Annotated in this window: 19 protein-coding genes and 1 tRNA gene; 10 read left to right on the plus strand and 10 right to left on the minus strand. The window is 57.2% G+C overall.

Annotated elements, in window-relative coordinates:
* Positions 1-37 precede the first annotated feature (37 nt).
* The 5 genes from trpE to fabI all read right to left on the minus strand — a co-directional run bounded on the left by trpE (position 38) and on the right by fabI (position 6000).
* Entirely contained in the window at positions 38-1549 is a 1512-nt protein-coding gene (gene trpE, locus ACR0DS_RS05775; RefSeq protein ID WP_480557930.1) for an anthranilate synthase component I, read from the minus strand.
* A gap of 11 nt (positions 1550-1560) precedes the next feature.
* Entirely contained in the window at positions 1561-3402 is a 1842-nt protein-coding gene (locus ACR0DS_RS05780) for a SurA N-terminal domain-containing protein (protein WP_480557928.1), read from the minus strand.
* An 80-nt stretch (positions 3403-3482) separates the two neighbouring features.
* Positions 3483-4658 (minus strand): aminotransferase, encoded by a 1176-nt coding sequence (locus tag ACR0DS_RS05785; protein ID WP_480557926.1) that lies wholly within the window; start codon positions 4656-4658, stop codon positions 3483-3485.
* A 21-nt stretch (positions 4659-4679) separates the two neighbouring features.
* Positions 4680-5189, minus strand: coding sequence for a xanthine phosphoribosyltransferase (gene gpt / locus ACR0DS_RS05790; protein WP_480557924.1), 510 nt, complete (start codon positions 5187-5189; stop codon positions 4680-4682).
* A gap of 4 nt (positions 5190-5193) precedes the next feature.
* Positions 5194-6000, minus strand: coding sequence for an enoyl-ACP reductase FabI (gene fabI / locus ACR0DS_RS05795; RefSeq protein WP_267365343.1), 807 nt, complete (start codon positions 5998-6000; stop codon positions 5194-5196).
* 135 nt (positions 6001-6135) lie between these two features.
* Between fabI and pdxH the strand changes: the two genes are divergently transcribed.
* The 4 genes from pdxH to ACR0DS_RS05815 all read left to right on the plus strand — a co-directional run bounded on the left by pdxH (position 6136) and on the right by ACR0DS_RS05815 (position 7985).
* Positions 6136-6741, plus strand: a complete 606-nt coding sequence (gene pdxH / locus ACR0DS_RS05800; protein ID WP_480557922.1) for a pyridoxamine 5'-phosphate oxidase — start codon at positions 6136-6138, stop codon at positions 6739-6741.
* A gap of 142 nt (positions 6742-6883) precedes the next feature.
* Positions 6884-7390 carry a cold-shock protein gene (locus ACR0DS_RS05805; protein ID WP_245220458.1) on the plus strand — a complete coding sequence of 169 codons (507 nt, stop codon included), beginning with the start codon at positions 6884-6886 and terminating at the stop codon, positions 7388-7390.
* Positions 7391-7397: 7 nt separating this feature from the next.
* Entirely contained in the window at positions 7398-7865 is a 468-nt protein-coding gene (locus ACR0DS_RS05810) for a DUF192 domain-containing protein (protein ID WP_480545549.1), read from the plus strand.
* Positions 7866-7908: 43 nt separating this feature from the next.
* Positions 7909-7985, plus strand: a tRNA-Pro gene (locus tag ACR0DS_RS05815).
* 14 nt (positions 7986-7999) lie between these two features.
* Here ACR0DS_RS05815 and ACR0DS_RS05820 read toward each other — a convergent pair.
* Positions 8000-8434 (minus strand): hypothetical protein, encoded by a 435-nt coding sequence (locus ACR0DS_RS05820; RefSeq protein WP_480545550.1) that lies wholly within the window; start codon positions 8432-8434, stop codon positions 8000-8002.
* A gap of 541 nt (positions 8435-8975) precedes the next feature.
* Between ACR0DS_RS05820 and ACR0DS_RS05825 the strand changes: the two genes are divergently transcribed.
* Positions 8976-12596 carry a vitamin B12-dependent ribonucleotide reductase gene (locus ACR0DS_RS05825; RefSeq protein ID WP_480557920.1) on the plus strand — a complete coding sequence of 1207 codons (3621 nt, stop codon included), beginning with the start codon at positions 8976-8978 and terminating at the stop codon, positions 12594-12596.
* Between the two features lie 539 nt (positions 12597-13135).
* Complete coding sequence (locus ACR0DS_RS05830) at positions 13136-13381, plus strand: EF-hand domain-containing protein (RefSeq protein WP_209596397.1); 246 nt, start codon at positions 13136-13138, stop codon at positions 13379-13381.
* 52 nt (positions 13382-13433) lie between these two features.
* Here ACR0DS_RS05830 and ACR0DS_RS05835 read toward each other — a convergent pair whose 3' ends face one another.
* Entirely contained in the window at positions 13434-14978 is a 1545-nt protein-coding gene (locus ACR0DS_RS05835) for a trimethylamine methyltransferase family protein (RefSeq protein WP_480557918.1), read from the minus strand.
* Positions 14979-15392: 414 nt separating this feature from the next.
* On the opposite strand from ACR0DS_RS05835, the gene ACR0DS_RS05840 reads away from it, so the two are divergent.
* Complete coding sequence (locus ACR0DS_RS05840; protein WP_480485535.1) at positions 15393-15911, plus strand: outer membrane protein; 519 nt, start codon at positions 15393-15395, stop codon at positions 15909-15911.
* Positions 15912-15917: 6 nt separating this feature from the next.
* Here ACR0DS_RS05840 and ACR0DS_RS05845 read toward each other — a convergent pair whose 3' ends face one another.
* Both ACR0DS_RS05845 and ACR0DS_RS05850 read right to left on the minus strand, forming a co-directional pair.
* Entirely contained in the window at positions 15918-17102 is a 1185-nt protein-coding gene (locus ACR0DS_RS05845; RefSeq protein ID WP_480557916.1) for a pyridoxal phosphate-dependent aminotransferase, read from the minus strand.
* A gap of 56 nt (positions 17103-17158) precedes the next feature.
* Entirely contained in the window at positions 17159-17503 is a 345-nt protein-coding gene (locus ACR0DS_RS05850; protein WP_480472937.1) for an MmcQ/YjbR family DNA-binding protein, read from the minus strand.
* 222 nt (positions 17504-17725) lie between these two features.
* On the opposite strand from ACR0DS_RS05850, the gene cysS reads away from it, so the two are divergent.
* From cysS to ACR0DS_RS05865, 3 genes are read left to right on the plus strand one after another with little or no spacing between them, the layout of a single operon-like run.
* Complete coding sequence (cysS, locus tag ACR0DS_RS05855) at positions 17726-19123, plus strand: cysteine--tRNA ligase (RefSeq protein ID WP_480557914.1); 1398 nt, start codon at positions 17726-17728, stop codon at positions 19121-19123.
* Positions 19123-20757, plus strand: coding sequence for a citramalate synthase (gene cimA, locus ACR0DS_RS05860; RefSeq protein WP_267364474.1), 1635 nt, complete (start codon positions 19123-19125; stop codon positions 20755-20757). Before cysS ends, cimA begins: the two co-directional genes overlap by 1 nt.
* A 2-nt stretch (positions 20758-20759) precedes the next feature.
* Positions 20760-21536: a squalene/phytoene synthase family protein gene (locus tag ACR0DS_RS05865; protein ID WP_480558322.1), complete on the plus strand. Its 777-nt coding sequence runs from the start codon at positions 20760-20762 to the stop codon at positions 21534-21536.
* Here the strand turns inward: ACR0DS_RS05865 and ACR0DS_RS05870 are convergent, their stop codons facing one another.
* On the minus strand, positions 21537-22763 hold the full coding sequence (locus tag ACR0DS_RS05870; protein ID WP_480480803.1) for an MFS transporter: 1227 nt from the start codon (positions 22761-22763) through the stop codon (positions 21537-21539). It lies immediately after the preceding gene.
* Between the last annotated feature and the right edge of the window lie 25 nt (positions 22764-22788).

Below are 22788 nucleotides of genomic sequence, written 5' to 3' on the forward strand. Positions count from 1 at the left end.
CAGGGCGGTGATCAATTGATCAGCCGCCCTTGTTTTTTTAACTGTTGCCGTTTCCGGTGAACCGAGCGGCATCTTCCGCCGCGCGCCGTATGGCGTTTGACTTATGGACAGTCTCCATAAACTCGGCCTCGGGGTCGCTGTCATAGACAACACCGCCGCCAGCCTGAATATAGAGTTTCTGATCCTTCACGATGGCCGTGCGCAGGGCAATGCACATGTCCATGTCACCGCCTGCGCTGAAATAGCCAACACCACCGCCATAGACGCCGCGTTTTTCCGGCTCAAGCTCGTCAATGATCTCCATCGCCCGCACTTTCGGCGCACCCGAGACGGTGCCCGCAGGCATCCCGGCAAAGAAGGCGTCCAGCGCATCTTTGTCTTCCGCCAGCTCACCCACCACGTTGGACACGATGTGCATCACATGGCTGTAGCGTTCGATGATGAACTCTTCGGTCGGGCGAACCGTACCGATTTTGGACACGCGGCCGGTATCATTGCGCCCGAGGTCCAGAAGCATGAGGTGTTCGGCCAGCTCTTTCTTATCGGCCAGCAGGTCAAGCTCGTTCGCTTTGTCTTCCTCGGGGGTCGCGCCACGGGGACGGGTGCCTGCAATCGGGCGAATGGTGACTTCGCTGCCGAACACACGCACCAGAATCTCGGGGCTGGCCCCAACGACCTGAAAACCGCCGAAGTTGAAGTAGAACATAAATGGCGAGGGGTTGGTGCGCCGCAGCGAACGATAAAGCGCAAAAGGCGGCAGCGGAAAATCCTGCGTCCAACGCTGAGCCGGAACAACTTGGAAGATATCGCCAGCGCGGATGTATTCCTTGGCCTTTTCAACCGCTTCCATATAGCCCGACTTGGTGAAGTTCGACACCGGTGCCGCAACTTCGCGCGCGTCGCCCAGATCACGGGTTTCGGCGGGCATCGCGCGTTCCAGATCGCGGACCGCATCCATCACACGCTCGGCCGCCTGTGCATAGGCAGCTTTGGCAGATTGACCGTCGCTTGCCCAGGTGGGTGAGACCACCGTCACCTCGCCTTTGACACCATCCAATACTGCGACAACAGACGGGCGCAACATGATCGCATCTGGCAGCCCCAGCGGATCGGGGTTCACGTCCGGCAGGTATTCGACCAGCCGAACCATGTCATAGCCCAGATATCCAAACAGCCCGGCAGCGGCCTGAGGCAGGTCGTCTGGCAACTCGATACGGCTTTCGGCCAGCAAGGCACGCAGGTTGTCCATTGGATTGCCATCCTGCGCTGCAAAGGCGTCGGCGTCGAACCGCGCCGAGCGGTTCAACTCGGACGTTTCACCGTGACAGCGCCAGATCAGGTCCGGTTTCATGCCGATGATCGAATAGCGGCCACGCACCTCACCGCCCGTAACCGACTCCAGCATGAACGCATCTTTCTGCGCTCCCGTCAGTTTGAGCATCAACGACACGGGTGTGTCCAGATCGGCGGCGAGACGTGTGTAAACCACCTGGTTTTCGCCCGCTTCATAGGCGCGTGCGAAGGTATCGAAATCGGGTGTCAGGGCCATCTTGGTCTCGCTTAAAAGCTCGCCTGCACGGCGTTCAGCGCCTGCTGATCCACGACCGGGCGGGCGCGGGTCTGAGCGTCCCGTACGTATGCGTCAAAAATATTCTGTGACAGCGCCTGATCCATCTGCGTTGCCAGTGCGTCGCGCAACCGGCGCAGTTCGTCGGAATCCTCGGGGGGCAGAACCTCGTCCAGACGCACCAGCAAGGCTGCACCATTTCCACCAATGACACGCAACTCACCGAGTTCCATCTGAAACACTTCATTCATGAAACTGGCGGGGACGTCATCAAGAAACGCGGTACGCGTCAGTGCGTTTTCAACGCGGAAGGGCAGGCCAGTCGCTGCGAAGTCACCATCAGTGGCCAGTAGGCTCAATGCGGCGTTTGCTTTGTCCAACAGGGCTTTATTGGTCTCTGCCTGTACCCAAGCCGCAGCGACACTGTCGCGTGCGCTTTCCAGCGGTTCGGGGCGACGCGGCAGAACGTCGTTCAGGCGCAAGGCAAAGATCGATCCGTCTTCGAGAAATGCGATTTCAGGGAAATCTCCTTCTTGCACGGCTTCGGCGGCCGTGCGGAACCCGTCATAGGCCGCTATGTCCTCGGCGCTGTCTCGGGTCCAGTCGATCTGACCCAGTTCCATTTCGGTTTCATTTGCCAGTTCTTCGAGAGTCGCGCCGCCAGCCAACATGTCGTTTATGTCTTCGGACTGTGCCTCGATCAGGCGGCGGGCGCGTTCTGTCGCCAGTTCTTCGCGCAGGGCCGGTTCGGCCTCCTCAAAGGGAACGCTGTTTGCAGCCAGGGATCCGTTGACACGGAACAGGGCGGGGCCAAATACCGAAGGCAGAGGGCCAACAACGGCGTCAAGCTCTGCCGCGAACACGGCGTCGGCGGCCTCGCCCAGATCCTCACGTGCCAGGTCGCCTAGATCGATATCGGAAAGTTCCAGATCACGATCGCGAACCAGTTGTTCAAAGGTCGTTCCGCCGACCTCAAGTTGCGCCTTGGCGTCGTTGGCTGCTTGTTCATCCGGGAAATTCAGGCGCTCGACCAGACGGCGTTCCGGTTGATTATATTCGTCCGACCGCTCTTCAAAGAGCTTGCGAAGGGATTCTTCGTCAACCTCAACCGTGTCCACCAACATGGCCGGAGACAGAATCGCATACGTCAGTTGTTTCGTGCGGGGCAGGGTGAACTGTTCAGCGTTTTCGTCATAGTAGGTTTGAATCTGTGCGTCAGTCGGCTCGGCCACGGGCTCTTCCAATGCCTCGGCCCCGGCGGTTGCAACGGTAAAGCTGCGACGGGCGCTGATATAGTTGGCCATTGTGTCTGTCACGGTTGAGGGCATTTCCACACCCCCCATGATCGCACCTTGAACGATCGTACGGGCAGATTCTTTGCGCAGGTCCGACTCGAACTCGGAATCCGTCATGCCGACCTGTTCAAGCTGAAAGCGGTATGCCTCGCGGTCGAAATTGCCGTCTACGCCCTGAAAGGCCGGGACAGACACGATCTCTTTTTGCAGGTTTTCATCCCCTATGGAAATCCCAAGCTGGCTCACCTCGTTGTCCAGCGACGCCAAGGCCGTCAGGCGGGCAAGCGCGTTTCGGTCCAGCCCCAGATCGCGTGCCTGCGACATTTGCAGGGGCTGACCCGATTGCGCCTCAACCGCGCGGATCTCGCGCTGCAACTCGCGGACAAAATCATCGATCGAGATGCTTTCATCACCAACTTGCGCCACGGTACGGACTGTGCCGCTCAGGTTGACGGCGCCGAACCCCGCGAGCCCCAGCATCAGCATGCCCATCAGAATCCAGACAAAGGTTTTCGAAAGACGTTTAGCGCCTGCGGCCATGGTGCCCTCTTGTTATTACGGCAGCGTTCTGCCCTGTCGGTTGCCGCCTTGAATACGACGCACACCGCCGGGGGGCAAGCTTAGAAGGACAGGCCCTGCAACCGTTCGAACAATTGGCCCAAACCTGTGCGGTCGAGGTTGGCGAAGGCAATGCGCACTTGCCGTTTCCCGTCCGGGTGGTGATCGGGCGTGAACATGGTGCCGGGCAATAGCAGAACACCGGCTTCACGCACCAAACGCCGGGCAAGTTCGTCGGACGGAATGTCAAACGGGTGCTCCAGATAGGCGAAATACGCCCCAAGTCCCAAAAGACGCCAGCCTTTAGCTTCCAGTGCGGGTATCCTCTCAAGGATGGCAGCGCGACGGTCGAGTATTTCGTCGCGTTCGCCTGCCAGCCATTGCGACAAGTTCTGCATACCCCAAAGCGCGGCGAACTGTCCGATCTGACCGGGGCAAATGGCAACAGTGTCGAGAAACTTCTCGACCTCAGCCAGAAGTGCGGTGCCCGTTGCAATTGCGCCGACCCTGTGGCCCGTCAGCCTGTAGGCCTTGGAGAAGGAATAAAGGTGGATCAGCGTCTGATCCCAGTCTGGTTGCTGGAACAGGTCATGTGGTGGCCCGCTGCGACTGTCGAAGTCACGGTAGGTTTCGTCGACGATCAGGTGAATCCCGGTTTCGCTCGCAAGCTCAAAGAAGGCGCGGACAAGGTCTGCCGGGTATTCAACGCCGCCGGGATTGTTGGGCGTGACCAGAGTGATGGCGCGTGTTTTGTCCGTGATCAGCGCGCGTGCGCGCTCAGGATCGGGCAGCAAATCGTCGCCGGTCTTCAGGTCCACAGCGTGGACACCCGACATATCCAGCCACATTTTATGATTGAAATACCACGGGGTTGGTAGAATGACCTCATCCCCTTCGCCGGTGATGGCCGATATCACTGCTGAAAACGCCTGATTGCAGCCTGAGGTGATAGCAACCTGAGGTGCCCCAACCCTTGCTGCGTAGTGCGTGCTGATCTGCGCAGCCAGTTCCGCGCGAAGATTGTCGTTTCCCAGCACAGGGCCATAAAGATGCGCATGGTCTTCGCGCACGGTAAATTCGGCCATAGCCTCGCGCAAGGCCAGCGGCGGCGGGTCAACCGGCGCCGCCTGGCTTACGTTGATCAGCGGGCGTTCGGGTGGGAACGTAACGCCCTCGAGCCATCGGCGCGCTTCCATCACTGGCGGCGCGAATGTTGCGGCGGTACGGCTGAGCGTCATGTGCTGCCTACTGATCTGATTTCAATCGGTGCCGCGATAGGGCTCGACATATTGAAGGGCCATGTCCCACGGGAAAAAGATCCATGTGTCCTGACTGACTTCGGTGATGAACGTATCCACCATAGGGCGTCCCTTGGGCTTGGCATAAACCGTCGCAAAATGCGCGTTCGGATACATCTCCCGAACCAGTTCCAGGGTTTTCCCGCTGTCCACAAGATCGTCGATGATCAGAATTCCGGTTCCGTCGCCCATTAACTTGGCATCGGGTGCTTTCAGAACTTCCGCCTCACCCTGAGCTTGATGGTGGTAGGATTTCACACTGACCGTATCGACGGTACGAATATCCAGTTCCCGGCTGACGATCATCGCAGGGGCCATGCCGCCACGGGTGATCGCCACAACAGCACGCCAGTTGCCATCATCGGGGCCTTGCCCGTCCAGACGCCACGCCAATGCGCGCGAGTCGCGGTGGATCTGGTCCCAGCTGATGTGAAATCCTTTTTCGTGCGGCAGGCGGTCCTTAGCGCTCATGTTCTTAACCTTTTTCCACGTCAGGGGCGTCAACGGCCTTCATTCCGACAATATGGTAACCCGAATCCACGTGCAGATTCTCTCCGGTGACGCCGCTGCTGAGGTCCGACAGCAGGTACAGGGCCGACTTGCCGACATCGTCAATGGTCACGTTGCGGCGCAGCGGAGAGTTGTACTCGTTCCATTTCATGATGTAGCGAAAATCGCCAATGCCGCTGGCAGCCAGGGTTTTGATCGGGCCGGCCGAGATCGCGTTCACGCGAATACCGTCCTTGCCCAGGTCCTCGGCCAGGTATTTGACCGACGCTTCCAGAGCGGCCTTGGCAACACCCATCACGTTATAGTGGGGCATCACCTGCTCGGCTCCGTAATAGGTCAGTGTTATGGCACTGCCGCCTTCGGACATCATCTTTTCCGCGCGCTGCATAACCGCGGTGAACGAATAGACGGAGACATCCATTGTCAGCGTGAAGTTGGCCCGGCTGGTATCCACATAACGTCCACGCAATTCGTTCTTGTCAGAAAACCCGATGGCGTGAACGATAAAGTCCAGCTTGCCCCATTTCTCTTCCAGCGCCGAGAAAAGCCCATCAATTGAAGCCTCATCGCTCACGTCGCAGGGCAGAACAATTTCGCTGCCCAATTGCGCAGCCAGCGGGTCCACACGTTTTTTTAAAGCGTCACCCTGATAAGAAAAGGCAAGTTCAGCTCCGGCTTCGGACAAGGCGCGGGCGATTCCCCATGCGATTGATTTGTCATTGGCCAGTCCCATGATGAGGCCACGTTTGCCGGCCATCAACTGATTTGACATGTTTGGTTCTCCGCCTGTCTTCGCGTTAGATTGGCATGGTTTATGCCATTGGTAGCGCTGCATCAAGGCCGTGCGCTCTTGCTCGCAGCGGGTTCTCGCCTTAGGCTCGTCATTAATACTTTCCAGGGGATGGAAATGACCGAGCGTGATGGCATCTTTGCTGGCTCCGATCCGTTTGAAATTGCGGCCCGGTGGTTAGCTGAGGCTGAAGAAACTGAATCGAATGATCCGAATGCGATTGCGCTTGCAACCGTTGACCCGGATGGTTTGCCAAATGCACGCATGGTTCTGCTGAAAGAAATCGAAGCGGATTCATTTGTATTCTATACAAACTACGAAAGCGTCAAAGCGAATGAGCTGGATACGTCGGAAAAAGCTGCATTTGTAATGCATTGGAAATCTTTGCGGCGTCAACTTCGTGTTCGTGGTACAGTATGTCGTGAAAACGGGCCCCAGGCTGATGCGTATTATGCATCAAGGTCATTGAAAAGCCGGTTGGGTGCCTGGGCTTCAAAGCAGTCACAACCGCTTTCAAGTCGGACAGCTTTGATGGCAGAGGTCGCGAAAGTGACCGCTAAACTTGGGCCGAATCCACCTCGTCCTCCATTCTGGGGCGGGTACCGATTAACGCCGACAGAGATTGAGTTCTGGGCTGATGGAGCATTTCGCTTGCATGACCGGTTCAGATGGAAACGAATTGAGCCGGGATCGGCATGGCATGTTGAAAGGTTGAATCCATGACGTTCACGTGTCGTGAAATGCAACAGGCAGAAAGTAAACGATTTTTTCAGCTTGAATTTGCCCGCCAATCCCATAAACAACAGACCCTTAACGAACTGCTAAAATTCGCGATGGGAAAACCGTGCCAGAAGACCTGAACAACATGTATCGCGTCCGTGGACACGTGAAATGGTTCGATCCCGCCAAGGGATACGGCTTTGTTGTGTCTGACGAAGGCGGCCCGGATATTCTGTTGCATGTGAACGTATTGCGCAATTTCGGCCAAAGTTCCGTCGCGGACGGAGCGGGTATCGAGATCATGACACACCGCACGGACAGAGGTGTTCAGGCGGTTGAGGTTGTTGCAATTGACCCGCCAGCGCGCGCCGAGTCGATGATGTTGGCCGATTTCGCCGAGTTGGATCCGGACGCTATTGCAGAAGCCCCTCTGGAGGCCGCGCGGGTGAAGTGGTTCGACAAAGGCAAGGGCTTCGGGTTCGCAAATGTTTTTGGGCGCGGTGAAGACGTGTTCTTGCATATCGAAGTGTTGCGGCGCTCGGGGCTTGCTGACCTCCAGCCCGGAGAGGCGCTTGCGATGCGCGTAATTGATGGCAAGCGCGGCCGAATGGCGGCGCAGGTTCTCGCCTGGGAAGCCGCGCTGGACGGCTGACACTTCGATGACTCGTTTTCTGGTATTCTGGACACTTCTGATCACACTGTGGACAGGGGGGGCGTTTGCTGCGTGCAGCGTTGATCATATCACTCTCCGAAACGACAGCGCGACAATCCGATTTGACGTGGAAATTGCGGTTACGCCTCAGGAACGGTCAAAGGGGTTGATGTTTCGCGAGTCGTTGCCGAATCGATCCGGTATGCTGTTCGTGTTCGATCCACCGCAACCTGTCGCGTTCTGGATGAAGAACACACTGATTCCGCTCGACATGATATTTTTGGACCGTACGGGCACAGTGTCACACGTGCATGAGCGTGCGATTCCCGGCGATCTGACACCGATTGAAGGTGGGGATGCCGTTTTTGCGGTGCTGGAAATCAATGCCGGATTGTCCGCGCGCTACTCTATCGGCGTCGGCACTCAGATGCAGCACGAAATTTTTTCGCAAGGTCCTGCGATTTGGCCCTGTTAGGGCTTTTCAAATCAGATTGTCATCGTTAGGAAGGCGCACGGTCCGGGGCGTGGCGCAGTCTGGTAGCGCACCTGTTTTGGGTACAGGGGGTCGTAGGTTCGAATCCTGCCGCCCCGACCACTTCCTTCACATTCTCATGTGGGCGTTCCGCCCATCGCCAGATACAACGAGCTGATCGCCTGATCCAGCGCGTCACTTTCCAGTGGAACCTCGACGATTGCTCCGGTTTTCTGCGGCACTTTATAGTACGATCGTGCGTCGACGCGATAGCCGGAACCTGTTTTTGACGATGTCAGGCGCATGACACTTTGGGGCAGGTCCTGCGGAAACCCGTCATAGTTCAGAATCAAATAGGCTGCCGCTTTTGGGGGCAGGTATTCGCTGCACTCAAAAGCCTGTTTGCCGATTTTCTCAAATACCTTGCCGGGTCCAGAACAACTGGATTCAAATGCCTCAAACAACCTTTGAGGCTGCGTTTCGAACAGCGCGCTACGTGACGGGGTGGGCGTTTCTTGTGGCGTGCAGGCCACGATACAGGCCAACGCGGGGATAAAGCGAAGCAACTTCATTCATTTGGCCTTTCTCATTCCGAAGTGAACCTTTGGTCGTTCAGCGTGGGTTCGACAGACCCGGCGAAGATGATTCCTTTACAGCCTAACCAGCGCGGCGTTGGTTGATCAAATACAGATAACTATGCTGGTAAAAACGGTAATTCGATTTGAGACTTCGAGTTGTGACCGAAAATTTACCGAAGGCGAGCCTGTGGAGGAATCGGACCTTGAGTTTCACACTCCTCGTGTCTGGGTCTGGTCAACAAAAAAGATTTCAAATTTGGCTGAAAAAGGGCGTTGACCTTCTATGGCAATATACGTCAAATTGTATGAGCCGAAGAGATTGCCACAATATCTGGTGTTCAAGCCGGGACGGCAACAGGCGAGGGTCGGATAAGCACAGTCTATTAACGTGCAGCCGTTGTAACGGCTTTTTCGCTGTCCAAAACAGCGACCAGTACCTTTGTGCGCTTCTGTCGGCGTTGCGGGTGGTGCTCCGCAACTCAAAATGTAGTGCCGTGAACCGAAAATTAAGCGGAATTTAACTAGGGCTGCGGACATGAAGATTGAAAGAAAATTCACCAAACCAGATCAGGATGCCTATTCGGAACTGGATTTTGTGTCTGCGACATCTGAAATCCGAAACCCCGATGGAACCATTGTGTTCCGCCTGGAAGGGATCGAAGTTCCGTCAACCTGGTCGCAGGTGGCAAGCGATGTGATTGCCCAGAAGTACTTTCGCAAGGCTGGTGTCCCGTCCAAACTGACCAAAGTTAAGGAAAAAGACGTTCCTGAATTCCTGTGGCGGTCGGTTCCCGCTGAAGATGCTGAATTCGAAGGCGAAATTTCCTCCAAGCAGGTCTTTGACCGGCTGGCCGGTGCGTGGGCATACTGGGGGTGGAAAGGTGGCTACTTTTCGACCGAAGAGGATGCACGCGCCTATTTCGACGAAATGCGGTACATGCTGGCGACTCAGCGCGCCGCCCCAAACAGCCCGCAATGGTTCAATACTGGCCTGCACTGGGCTTATGGAATCGACGGTCCGGCGCAAGGGCACCATTATGTCGACTACAAGACCGGCAAACTGACCAAATCCAAATCCGCCTACGAACATCCGCAGCCACATGCCTGCTTCATCCAGTCCGTCGATGATGATCTGGTGAACGAAGGCGGCATCATGGATCTGTGGGTGCGCGAAGCACGGTTGTTCAAATACGGCTCGGGCACCGGGACCAACTTCAGCCATCTGCGTGCGGAAGGCGAGGCACTGTCGGGTGGCGGCAAATCCTCGGGCCTGATGGGCTTTCTCAAGATCGGCGACCGCGCCGCCGGCGCGATCAAATCAGGCGGGACAACCCGTCGGGCAGCAAAGATGGTTATTGTCGATGCGGATCACCCCGATATCGAACAATTCATCGAATGGAAGGTAATCGAAGAGCAGAAAGTGGCCTCGATCGTTGCCGGATCGAAGATGCACGAGAAGATGCTGAACGGTATTTTCGAGGCCATTCGCTCTTGGGACGGTGCTGCCGAGGATGCCTATGATCCCAACAAGAACGAAGCGCTGAAAAAGGCGATCCGCGAGGCGAAAAAGGTAGCAATCCCGGAGACTTACATCAAACGTGTGCTGGATTATGCCAAGCAGGGTCACGACAGCATCGAATTCCCGACATATGACACGGACTGGGACTCAGAAGCCTATAGCTCGGTTTCGGGCCAGAACTCGAACAACTCCATCCGCGTGACCAATGCGTTTCTGACCGCTGTTGAGAAAGACGCCGATTGGGAGCTGATCAACCGCACCGATGGCAAGGTTGCCAAGACGGTCAAGGCGAGGGACCTGTGGGAGAAAGTCGGTCACGCTGCATGGGCCTGTGCTGATCCGGGTATCCAGTTCCACGACACTGTCAACGAATGGCACACATGCCCCGAAGATGGTGAAATTCGCGGATCGAATCCGTGTTCGGAATACATGTTCCTGGATGACACGGCCTGTAACCTGGCCTCGATGAACCTGCTGACCTTCCTCAAGGATGGTGAGTTCAAGGCAGCCGATTACATGCATGCCTCACGCCTTTGGACCCTGACGCTGGAAATCTCGGTAACCATGGCGCAATTCCCGTCAAAGGAAATCGCGCAGCTGTCGTACGACTTCCGCACTCTGGGCCTGGGTTACGCAAACATTGGCGGCCTGCTGATGAACATGGGCTACAGCTATGACTCGGACGAGGGCCGGGCGATCTGCGGTGCCCTGACCGCGATCATGACCGGTGTGGCATATGCCACTTCAGCTGAAATTGCCGGTGAACTTGGCCCGTTCAAGGGATACAAGCGCAATGCCGACCATATGCTGCGCGTTATCCGCAACCATCGCCGCGCGGCGCAGGGTGTGACCGAGGGGTATGAGAAGCTGGCCGTCAAGCCGGTGCCTCTGGACCATGGTAACTGCCCCGACAAGCGTTTGGTCGATCTGGCCATGTCGGCGTGGGACGAAGCGCTGAGCCTTGGCGAGCAGAACGGTTACCGCAACGCACAGGCTACTGTGATTGCCCCCACCGGCACCATCGGTCTGGTGATGGACTGCGACACCACGGGAATCGAGCCCGATTTTGCGCTGGTGAAGTTCAAGAAGCTGGCAGGCGGCGGTTACTTCAAGATCATCAACCGCTCGGTACCTTCTGCGCTGGAAAAGCTTGGCTATTCCTCGTCGCAGATCGAAGAGATTGTATCCTATGCGGTCGGCCACGGCACCATCGGCAATGCGCCGGGGATCAACCACACCTCACTGACTGGCCACGGCTTTGGTGCCAATGAACTGGCCAAGGTGGACGCCGCGCTGGAAAGCGCCTTTGACATCCGGTTCGTCTTCAACCAATGGACATTGGGCGAAGATTTCTGCACCGGTGTTCTGGGCATTCCGGCGACCAAGCTGAATGACCCGACCTTTGATTTGTTGCGCCATCTGGGGTTCACCCGCGCGGATATCGACGCGGCCAACGACCACGTCTGCGGAACCATGACTCTGGAAGGTGCACCGCATCTGAAGGAAGAACACTACGCGATCTTCGACTGCGCGAACCCGTGCGGCAAGAAAGGCAAGCGTTTCCTTGGGGTTGACAGCCACATCACCATGATGGCAGCGGCACAAAGCTTTATCTCGGGTGCGATCAGCAAAACGATCAACATGCCGAATGATGCAACAATCGAAGACTGCCAGAAGGCCTATGAACTTAGCTGGTCGCTGGGTGTGAAAGCCAACGCGCTGTACCGAGACGGCTCGAAACTGTCTCAGCCTCTTGCGGCTGCGCTGGTCGAGGATGATGATGAGGCGGCCGAGGTGCTGGAAAGCGGCTCTGCTCAGGAAAAAGCCGTCGTTCTGGCCGAAAAGGTGATCGAGAAGGTTGTGGTCAAGGAAATTATCCGCAGTCATCGCGAGAAACTGCCGCATCGCCGAAAGGGGTATACACAGAAGGCCATCGTTGGCGGCCACAAGGTTTATCTGCGCACGGGTGAGTTCGAAGACGGTCAACTGGGCGAGATTTTCATCGACATGCACAAGGAAGGTGCTGGCTTCCGGGCGATGATGAACAACTTTGCCATCGCAGTGTCGGTCGGTCTGCAATATGGCGTGCCGCTGGAGGAATTTGTCGACGCCTTCACCTTTACCAAGTTCGAACCGGCAGGGATGGTGCAGGGCAACGACTCGATCAAGAACGCGACGTCGATCCTGGATTACATCTTCCGCGAACTGGCCGTGTCTTATCTGGACCGTACCGATCTGGCCCATGTGAAACCCGAGGGTGCTACCTTTGATGATCTGGGACGCGGTGAAGAGGAAGGCGTTTCCAACGTCTCGGAAATCAGTGAAACTGCGGCGTCCAAGTCGTTGGAAGTGTTAAAACAAATCAGTTCAACCGGGTATCTGCGCAAGCGTCTGCCGCAGGATCTGATGGTGTTCAACGGCAGTTATGGTGACGTGGCCGGTTTAGCAGAAACAGCAACTGTCTTTGAAGCGCCTGCCACCGAAACGGCAGTGGCAACAGGGATGGACGCCCGCACCAAAGCCAAGATGCAGGGCTATGAGGGCGACCCCTGCGGCGAGTGCGGAAACTACACGCTGGTACGAAACGGAACTTGCATGAAGTGCAACACCTGCGGCGCGACAAGCGGGTGTAGCTGAATTTAACGCCCTGGCACCCCGGGGCGTAGGGGTCGGACGCTGCCCTAAGTAACCGACCCCGACGAATACGGAGAACAGGTCTGTTACCGACTGACCATTCTCCACTCGGCCGACATGCCCGTGTTGGCCGGGAACAGGGTGGGGCGGAATATTTGCTCCCTCCCACTCTTTCACGGGGCGGGTGCGCTCGCCCCATGCGCAGTCCAGGCCGCAGGCAAAAAAACACCGGGCGGTCAACGAAATGAGCCTGGAAGGCGAAACTGACAGGGGGCTTCGGCCCCCTTTCTTTTTTGCCCCTCCGAGTCGTCCCGGATAAGCGCCACATTGCCGGATCGAGGTGGTCCTGTCGGGCAAGAGCCGCCGATACAGGTTTTGCCGGCTTCTTCAGGCGGAGGGCCGCAAACCCGACTCGGGCAAACACGCAAAGATTGGCGTGAAATCACGAAACTCTACCAAAGCGCGTGACGCGCAGGGGGGTCCATGTGCTTCTGGGCGTCGTCCGGACGTAAACACAAACACACCTTTCAGGAGGCACTGAAATGAAATCGCATTATTTGATCGGGCTTTCCATGGCCGTTCTGGGCTTGCCCGGCGTTGCTTCGGCCCAATCCTCAGCCGATACCAACGGTGATGGTCTGCTGACCATCGAGGAAATTCAGGCAGTCGTACCGGAAGTCAACGCCGACACTTTCTCAGCCATGGATGCCAATGGTGACGGAGCGCTGGATGCAGACGAGGTCGCGATCGCGCAGGAGGCAGGATTGTTGCCGCCCAGCGACGGGTAGGCATTGTATGAACAGGCGGCCCGATCCCTTTCGGGCCGCCTTTTCCATCACCTTAAGCGGGAAGATGGATTTTGAATTTTTTCCGAAGTTCGGCGTCCAGAACCGGGTCGAACCTTGCTGGGGAAGGGGTGGAAAGGATTTCCTCTTTCCTTGCTACGGCTTTTTCCACCAGATCGGGCTTGCCAAGCTCCACCCACTCTTTCGGTGAGGAGCGATCTCCGTATGTCGGATAGACGTAATCTGACTGCATCCGGCTCAGCGTTGCGTCAGTCCCCAGATAGTGGCCTGGGCCGCCCATGCATACCGCCGCCATTTGATCCAGTGCCAGCGTGTCATCCGTCACTTCGATCCCGCGTACACAGCGTTGCGCCTGTCCGATCAGATCATCGCTGAGGATCAGACTTTCCAGGCAGAACCCCAGCAACGAGGCATGCATCCCGGCCGCCTCGTATACCATGTTCAGACCGGACAGACCTGCCATGACATTCGAACACATCTGTTCCCAGCCAGCCTGCATATCGGGCAGTTTCGAATCTGATGCGCCAGCCGCAGCGCCGCCTGGAAGGTCGTAGAACCGGTGCATCTGGGCACATCCGGCGGTCAGAAGGGCCTGTTCCCCTGAACCGATCGACATGGCACCGGTTCGCAGGTCCAGACCAAACGGCCAGGTGCCAAAAATCGCCGGAGCACCGGGACTTACGGCATTAACATAAACCAATCCCGCCAGGCATTCCGCAGTTGCTTGCGTGATCGCACCGGCGATGGTCGACGGCGCTGTGGCTCCGGCCATACCAGCAGATAGCAGCAAGACAGGCATTCCGGCCTTGATGCATGCTTCCATCACTTCGCAGCTTTCGGTTGCGAATTTCATTGGAGGAACAACAAAGCAGTTCGAGTTCGACACGAAGGGTCGCTCGCGAAATTTGTCTTCACCGCCCGCAATCATATAGATCATTTCCATCGCCGGAGCGACGTGGCTTGGTTCGGTGAAAGATGTCCCGATGTGTTTGAATGACCCTGAACAGCAGGCGTAAATCGTGTTGAGGTCCATTTCGAGGTTGTCGGCGATGTCACGACAGACCATTGGCCGCTGCACAAAGTGAATATTATCAAGCTGTTGGCAGATTCGTGCGGCATCGTGCAGATCTTGCACGGTGGAATGACGATATTCCCGACCGTGGACGTCGACCATGGACACGGCCGCCCCGGCCGTACCGTAGTGCACCTTGGTTCCCGACAATTCCAGATCGGTGTTACCGTCCCGGCTGTACAAAGTGACCGAGCGGTTCGCCTTTGCAATCGTGTCCTCGACAAGGGCACGGGGGAAACGGATACGTCCATCGTCGCCCAAGGTGCAGCCCGCACCGACCAGATAGTCAATGCCACTTTGCGGCGCGTCCGCCAGGCCAATGGTTTCAAGCGCGGTCAGTGCTGCTTCGTGGATGCGTTCGATCTGTGCCTGTGTCAGTACATTCAGGACGCCGCCTTCCATTCCGGGGCGGACAGGTCGCAGGTGCTCGGGCAGTGCAGTTGCACGGGCAGCTCGGCGCGCGGCACGGCCGCCACTGCGCGAAGAATTGCGGGGTTGGTCGTTCATTTCAAGAATCCGGTCGTTGAGTGATGTCTTAAGGTGTCAGCAAGCACACCTTTACGGCCGTCCTCGTGCGGCACGGCCGCGATCTGCCCCAATGGTGCGGCTGATCAGGCTGATTTTCCAGTCGTCGTCTGCCATTTTGCCCCTCAACGTCTTGCGCGACCATTCCAAAACGCGGCGACACAATCTGTTCTATTTGCGACCTTTGATAATTATTCACATGGACAATTCTCACGGCTTTTGGGGTCAGAGAACCAAACGCCGAGATTTTCACCCGTTTTGGAAGAAATCTGTTATACTGCATTCACTTACTTCCAAGGTCTGCTGAGCGGAGTTGAATTATGACCAGCAGGTCACAGATTGAATTGAAGTCATGCCTCTGATCGAAACCAGAGCGGTGTTGCATTGAGCCCGACTATGAACCCTTTTTCCGTCCTTGTTGTTGCGATATTGATCGCCGGAGCTAGCCCTGTTGCGGCTGAGGATTGGACTGGCGGGTATGCAGGGTTCAGTTTTGGATTTGCAGATGCCGACGGTCCGGGCGGTGCGAATGGCGATGATACGGCCTTTGGTGCGCATCTGGGCTATGATCAGGACTTTGGAAATTTCGTTCTGGGCGGTGAGTTGGAATATAACCGGCTGTCCCTGAACCTTGGCCAGTCTCAGGGCAGTCTCGACAGCATGACCAGCTTGAAACTGCGTGGCGGATATGAATTCGGTAACGCTCTGGGATACGTGGTCGTGGGCGCGGCGCGGGCTGATACCTCGGTCGACAGTGACACGGCAGCGGTTTACGGAATCGGATTGGCCTATCCGATTGGCGAGAATTTCGTTATCAGCGGTGAGGCACTGCGGCAGAATTTCGACGATGTCACCCGATCCAGCGGCAGTCTGGACACCAATGTTTTCAACCTGCGTACGACATTTCGGTTTTAGATGCAGCTATTCAGCCGCGTGTCGCTTGGCGAGCTGCGCTGAAAACATGCACAGGGTTCTCAAGGCACTGACAAATTTCTCATCATCCACGGTCATGGCAACCCGAATGTGACCCGCTGCGGCTTTGCCAAAGCTTTCGCCCGGCATGACGGCAATCGCATGAGTGTCCAGCAGGGCGTTCGCAAACCCTTCGCCCGTCAGCCCGGTCGCCCGTATATCCAGCATCAGATACATAGAACCCTGCGCCGGGACGAGCCCCACTGTGTTCTGCGCCGCCAATATGTCCATCGCCAATGAACGGCGGCGACGGAATGGCGCGGCGATCTTGTTTTCAAGTTCGTGTCCTGCGGTCAGTGCAAAGCTGGCCGCGTCCTGAATGAACCCCGGAACGCCATAAGTTGTATGAGTAGCCAGATCTATCAGGTGGCGGATCACGTATTCCGGACCAACGATCCACCCGCATCGGGACCCGGTCATGGCATGTGATTTGGACATTGATCCAACCACTAAGGTACGGTCGGCCATTCCGGGCAGCGCGCGGGCAGACAGGTGCTCGCCCTCCCAGATCTGGGTGTCATAGACTTCGTCTGATATCAGCCACAGGTCACGGCGTTGGCAAACATCGGCAATGGATTCAAGTGACTGACGGGAATACACCACTCCGGTCGGGTTGTTCGGCGTGTTGATCAACAGCGAAACCGCGCCTTCCGCCGCTGCATCAATCAAATCTGCGCGCGGTTGAAATGCATCCTCTGCAGCGGTCCGAACAGCGCGGGCGATGGCCCCGGCGCCGCGAATCGTCCCGGGATAGGTGGCATAATACGGGTCCAGATACAGCCCGGTGTCGCCGGGATCGCACACCGCCATATGCGCGGCGAAAAGGGCGGACTGCCCACCGGGCGTGATCAGTACATTGTTGCGCGTCGTTGGGATACCTGTGCGGGACTGAACCCGGGTAGCAACCGTATCGCGCAGCAAATCTGTTCCGGGCACCGTGGCATAACCGGTGTGACCGTTGCGGGCCGACTGGTCCATAGCGTGCAGGATCGACGAGTCGGTACGAACGTCATGCTCGCCGATTGTCAATTCTGTCACAGCATGCCCTTCATTCAGCATCCGTCGGGCCCGATTGAACACCTCCCACCCGTCGCTGCCGCCGGTGATCTGCGTGATGCGCTTGGACAATTCCATGACAAGGGCCCCGGTTACTCTGCGCTGAATGGGGCAGAGCGGCGGACGTTTGTCAATCAGCTTCGCGGCGCTATCGAGGCCTGAAGTTTTTTGGTCAATGATGCGCGGACAAGGTCATAGGACACAGTCAAACGATGGCGCATTTCGTCTGCACCGGTGTCAAACGGAAGACGCACCCAGCTGCGGTGGAAATAGGGGGCTTTTACGCCGATCCCGGTGTCTATCAGCATCTGCGCCGTTTCGATATCGGGCGTTTTTACGGAAACACCGTCATTTGCGATCCCGATACAGGCGAACATTTTGCCACCAATTTTCCAGGCGTCATGGCCACCGCCCCAGGGATCGGACAGTTCAGCGCCGGGCAGCGTTTTGCAGATGGAATTGACGAAATCTCGGTCCATGTTCGGCACTGTGCCGAACGGGGATGGCAAACTCAACACTTGGCTTGGGAATGATCCCATGCTAACCGATGTCCCATGAACCCGGTGACCTGCATCATTATTATCTGCTGCATTACCTGCTGATTTATCAAGCGGGCCGGTTTCTTTCGTTTTCATCCCTGAGACAAGTTGCTAAGCCCGCGCCAACGCGTAAGCCTTTACTGTTTCTTAGGAGCCCGACCGATGACGACGATCAAGCTGCACAACACACGGACGCGGACGAAGGAAGACTTCGTACCGATCGATCCTGAAAACGTGCGGATGTATGTCTGTGGCCCAACGGTCTATGATCGTGCCCATTTGGGTAATGCCCGCCCGGTGGTTGTGTTCGATGTGCTCTACCGCGTGTTGCGCCATGTCTATGGCACAGAGCACGTGACCTATGTGCGCAACTTCACCGACGTGGACGACAAGATCAACGCAACGGCATTGGCGCGCAAACAGGCGGGCGCAGAAGGCACGCTTGAGCAATTGGTGCAGGAGCGGTCGGACGAGACCATCGATTGGTACTTGCACGACATGGGCGCGTTGGGAGCGTTGGAACCCAACCAGATGCCACGCGCGACCCAGTATATCGCCCAGATGATCGCGATGATCGAAGACCTGATTGCCAAGGGTCACGCCTATGCCGCCGAAGGTCATGTTCTGTTCGCGGTCGACAGCTGGAAAGAAAGCTATGGCAAACTGTCTGGCCGGTCGGTCGATGACATGATTGCGGGCGCGCGGGTCGAGGTGGCTCCATACAAGAAAAACCCGATGGATTTCGTGTTGTGGAAGCCTTCGACTGATGATCTGCCGGGCTGGGACAGCCCGTGGGGCCGGGGACGTCCGGGCTGGCACATCGAATGCTCGGCCATGAGCTATGAACTGCTGGGCGAGAGCTTTGATATCCACGGGGGTGGCAATGACCTGATGTTCCCGCATCATGAAAACGAGATCGCCCAGAGCAAATGCGCTCACCCGCATGGGGAGTTTGCGCGGGTCTGGATGCACAACGAGATGTTGCAGGTTGAGGGCAAGAAGATGTCCAAATCGCTGGGCAATTTCTTTACCGTGCATGATCTGTTGGAGCAGGGTGTGCCGGGCGAGGTAATCCGCTTCGTCTTTCTGCAGACGCACTATCGCAAGCCGATGGACTGGACCGAGAAAAAGGCGCGTGAGGCCGAGGCGACGCTGCGCAAGTGGCGGGCGCTGACAGCGGGCATCGAGCCCGCAGCCAGCGCGGCACCTGAAGTCATCGCAGCACTAAGTGACGATCTGAATACGGCAGGTGCCATGAGCGAGCTTTATCGTCTGGCTTCAGACGGTGACGCCGCAGGTCTGCTGGCCAGTGCGCAACTGCTGGGTTTGCTTTTACCTGAGATGAGCGACTGGGCAGATACCGCATCTGTCGATTTGACCTCTCATGCGGACCGTTTAGCGAAGGCACGCGAAATCGCGATGCAAAGCAAGGACTTCTCAGAAGTTGATCGCTTGAAGGCAGCATATATTGCGGTGGGGCTTGAGGTTCGAATGAGCAAGGACAGTGTCGAACTGGTGCCTGGCGCTGGTTTTGATGCTGCCAAGCTGGAGGAGGTCTGATGACTAAGGAACGCCTCTACCTCTACGACACAACCCTGCGCGATGGGCAGCAAACGCAGGGCGTGCAGTTTTCGACCGCAGAAAAAGTGCAGATCGCGCAGGCGCTGGACACTTTGGGCGTGGATTACATCGAAGGCGGTTGGCCCGGCGCCAACCCGACCGATAGCGCGTTTTTCGAGGTGGCCCCAAAGACCGCGGCCCGGTTGACGGCGTTCGGCATGACCAAACGCGCAGGACGATCAGCCGAGAATGACGATGTGCTGGCAGCCGTGATGAATGCGGGAACGCAGGCTGTTTGTCTGGTCGGCAAGTCGCATGATTATCACGTCACCCACGCGCTTGGTATTTCACTGGAAGAGAACACAGAAAACGTGCGCGCCTCGGTCGCGCATATCGTCGCGCAGGGGCGAGAAGCGCTGTTTGATGCGGAACATTTCTTTGACGGCTACAAGGACAATCCGGAATATGCCGTGGATGTTTGTCGCGCAGCGCTTGAGGCTGGCGCGCGGTGGGTTGTCCTGTGCGACACAAATGGTGGCGCTTTGCCGTCCGAGGTCGGGCGGATTGTATCCGAGGTGATCGCAGCCGGGCTGCCCGGTGATCGGCTGGGCATTCACACCCATAACGATACCGAAAATGCCGTTGCCTGTTCTCTGGCTGCTGTTGAGGCCGGTGCACGGCAAATTCAGGGTACATTGAATGGTTTGGGCGAACGTTGCGGCAATGCGAACCTGACCGCTTTGATCCCGACGCTGTTGTTGAAGGAACCCTATGCGTCGCAGTTTGATATTGGTGTCAGCCGTGAGGCTTTGGCTGGTTTGACCCGGATCAGCCGGATGCTGGATGATGTCCTGAATCGGGTGCCCAGCAAGCAGGCGGCTTATGTCGGGGCGTCGGCTTTTGCACATAAGGCCGGACTGCACGCCAGCGCGATCCTCAAGGACCCATCGACATATGAGCATGTGGACCCCGCAAGCGTCGGGAACGCCCGCATCATTCCGATGTCGAACCAAGCTGGTCAGTCAAACCTGCGCAAGCGTTTGACCGAGGCTGGTTTGCGTGTTGAGGCAGGTGACCCCGCACTTGGCCGCATCCTTGACCAGATAAAGGCCCGCGAGGCGGATGGATATTCCTATGACACCGCTCAGGCCAGTTTTGAACTGCTGGCGCGGGAAGAGCTGGGTCAATTGCCTGAGTTCTTCGAGGTCAAGCGTTACAAAGTCACCGTTGAACGGCGTAAGAACAAATACAACAAGATGGTCAGCCTGTCCGAGGCCGTTGTTGTAGTAAGAGTGGATGGTGAAAAGAAGCTGTCTGTCAGCGAATCCATGGACGAGTCAGGCAGCGACAGGGGGCCGGTGAACGCCTTAGCCAAAGCCTTGGCCAAGGATCTGGGCCAGTATTCACAGGTGTTGTCAGATATGCGTCTGGTCGACTTCAAGGTGCGGATTACGCAAGGCGGCACCGAAGCGGTCACGCGTGTCATCATCGACAGCGAAGACGGGCAGGGGCGGCGCTGGTCCACCGTGGGCGTCAGCGCGAATATAGTCGATGCGTCTTTCGAGGCGCTTCTGGATGCGATTCAATGGAAACTGGTGCGCGATTGTGATCCGAAAAAGGCAGCAGCCGAGTGAGCGTGGTCTTTGACCAAGACGTCAAGGCCTGCGCGGAACTTGTGCAACGGGCTGATCCAGATCGTTTCCGCGCTGCGATGGCTGCACCGGTGGCAGACCGTGTAGTCCTGTTCCCGATTTACGCGTTGAACGTCGAAGTTGCCCGCGCGCCCTGGGTGACGCAAGAGCCGATGATCGCCGAGATGCGGCTGCAATGGTGGCGTGACGCGTTACAGGAAATTGCTGAAGGGGCAACCGTACGGCGGCACGAGGTGGTAACACCCTTGTCACAGGTTCTTTCGCCCCATCTGGCTGGTGTTTTGGATGAATATGTGGCCGTAAGGCGTTGGGATATATATCGTGATCCGTTCGAAGATCAGGAGCACTTTGACGCCTACATCGATCAAAGCACGGGCTCATTGGTTGTTGCATCAGCCCAGGCGCTGGGGGTGGCCGATGAAACTGTGTTGCGTGACTTTGGATATGCGGTTGGGGTGGCGAATTGGCTCAGGGCTATTCCTGAACTGGAACAACGCGGGCGGATACCGCTTTTGGACGGTACCCTTGAAGGGGTGCGTGCCTTGGCCGGAACCGCCTTGAATCGCCTGCAAAAAGCCAGATCGCATCGGGCTGAGATTTCGGCCAAGGCACGGCCGGCATTATATTCCGGTTGGTTGGCCGAACGGATTTTGAAGCAAGCCATAGCTAGCCCAGAACGTGTTGCCACAGGTGCGCTTGCACCGGGAGAAATACGGCAACGACTGTCCTTGATGTGGACTGCGGGCAGCGGGCGCTGGTGATCAGGCCCGTTCCGGGTCGGCCGGTCGCAGAACCAGCCACAACAGGGCCCCGCCTGCCAGTGTCAGCAATGGGATCATTGCAAGGTTGACTGCTGTCCACCCTTCGACCGGGGAACCGCCCGAGCAGTTCATCAATCCACCCGAAGCCAGCGAGGCCATAGTCACTCCGCCAAACACCAGCAGGTCGTTGAGGCCCTGCATCCGGCCGCGCTCCTGCGGCTCATGCGATGCGGCCAGCATCGTGGTCGCGCCGATAAAGCCAAAGTTCCACCCAACACCAAGAAGAATGAGAGCGACGAAAAAGTTCCCTAAATCAACGCCCTGCAAGGCGACCAGTCCAGCGGCTGCAAGAATTGCCAGACCCAGCGCCACAATCCTTTCGATGCCAAACCGGGCGATCAGGTGACCCGTAAAGAAACTGGGCACATACATGGCCAGCACGTGGCTGGTGACGATGTCAGCCGCGTCATTAGCCGAGTAACCACAACCTACCACGGCCAACGGCGTCGAAGTCATCACAAGATTCATCAGCGCGTAAGATACCATGGCACATATGATGGCCACGGCGATGCGGGGTGTTTTCAGCAATTCCAGTCGCGACCGCCCCTTGGGCTCGGTGCCGGTGGGTTTTGCAGGCGTTGGGATATCAAGGAAGAAGAACAGGGCGGACCCCAGAACATTGATCCCAATGACAGCCAGATAGGTGCCCAGAAACGGGATGACGTAGGCTTCGGACGTGAGCTTTACGATCTGCGGGCCAATGATGGCAGCTGCCAATCCACCAGCCATGACATAGGAAATCGCTTTGGGGCGGAACTCGTCCGATGCGGTGTCCGCTGCGGCGAACCGGTAGAATCCGTGGGCGCTCATGTAGATGCCTGTTAACAGGCTGCCGACAAGGAAGACGGGGAAAGAGCCAAGAAACAGGCCATAGGCTCCGATCAGCCCGCCCAACGCACCGGATGTTGCGCCAACAAGGAACCCGACCCGACGCCCCCATTTTTGCATGATGGCCGAGATCGGCGTGGCTGCCAGCATCGATCCCAGAACAATCAGCGAAATGGGCAATGTTGCCAGGCAGGGATTGGTCGCCAGCGACTGACCCGCCAGCCCTCCGACGATGAACATCATTGGCATCTGCGCGCCCAGAATGGCCTGCGCCGCCACCAAGACAGCAACGTTGCGTTTGGCCTGACGGTCATCGGGAAGGGTCGAGATCATGGTCATGGCGGAATGGTTATCGGCTAAGTGT

The sequence above is a fragment of the Ruegeria sp. AF5 genome (assembly GCF_056541905.1).

Bases quoted from the DNA above. Each gene is read 5' to 3' on its own strand.
- ACR0DS_RS05830 (WP_209596397.1), top strand. From the start codon at position 13,136: ATGAAATCGCATTATTTGATCGGGCTTTCCATGGCCGTTCTGGGCTTG.
- gpt (WP_480557924.1), bottom strand. From the start codon at position 5,189: ATGAGCGCTAAGGACCGCCTGCCGCACGAAAAAGGATTTCACATCAGC.
- ACR0DS_RS05845 (WP_480557916.1), bottom strand. From the start codon at position 17,102: ATGGAATTGTCCAAGCGCATCACGCAGATCACCGGCGGCAGCGACGGG.
- trpE (WP_480557930.1), bottom strand. From the start codon at position 1,549: ATGGCCCTGACACCCGATTTCGATACCTTCGCACGCGCCTATGAAGCG.
- ACR0DS_RS05835 (WP_480557918.1), bottom strand. From the start codon at position 14,978: ATGAACGACCAACCCCGCAATTCTTCGCGCAGTGGCGGCCGTGCCGCG.
- ACR0DS_RS05850 (WP_480472937.1), bottom strand. From the start codon at position 17,503: ATGGACCGAGATTTCGTCAATTCCATCTGCAAAACGCTGCCCGGCGCT.
- cysS (WP_480557914.1), top strand. From the start codon at position 17,726: ATGACGACGATCAAGCTGCACAACACACGGACGCGGACGAAGGAAGAC.
- ACR0DS_RS05840 (WP_480485535.1), top strand. From the start codon at position 15,393: ATGAACCCTTTTTCCGTCCTTGTTGTTGCGATATTGATCGCCGGAGCT.
- ACR0DS_RS05785 (WP_480557926.1), bottom strand. From the start codon at position 4,658: ATGACGCTCAGCCGTACCGCCGCAACATTCGCGCCGCCAGTGATGGAA.
- fabI (WP_267365343.1), bottom strand. From the start codon at position 6,000: ATGTCAAATCAGTTGATGGCCGGCAAACGTGGCCTCATCATGGGACTG.
- pdxH (WP_480557922.1), top strand. From the start codon at position 6,136: ATGACCGAGCGTGATGGCATCTTTGCTGGCTCCGATCCGTTTGAAATT.
- ACR0DS_RS05810 (WP_480545549.1), top strand. From the start codon at position 7,398: ATGACTCGTTTTCTGGTATTCTGGACACTTCTGATCACACTGTGGACA.
- ACR0DS_RS05780 (WP_480557928.1), bottom strand. From the start codon at position 3,402: ATGGCCGCAGGCGCTAAACGTCTTTCGAAAACCTTTGTCTGGATTCTG.
- ACR0DS_RS05805 (WP_245220458.1), top strand. From the start codon at position 6,884: ATGTATCGCGTCCGTGGACACGTGAAATGGTTCGATCCCGCCAAGGGA.
- ACR0DS_RS05825 (WP_480557920.1), top strand. From the start codon at position 8,976: ATGAAGATTGAAAGAAAATTCACCAAACCAGATCAGGATGCCTATTCG.
- cimA (WP_267364474.1), top strand. From the start codon at position 19,123: ATGACTAAGGAACGCCTCTACCTCTACGACACAACCCTGCGCGATGGG.
- ACR0DS_RS05820 (WP_480545550.1), bottom strand. From the start codon at position 8,434: ATGAAGTTGCTTCGCTTTATCCCCGCGTTGGCCTGTATCGTGGCCTGC.
- ACR0DS_RS05870 (WP_480480803.1), bottom strand. From the start codon at position 22,763: ATGACCATGATCTCGACCCTTCCCGATGACCGTCAGGCCAAACGCAAC.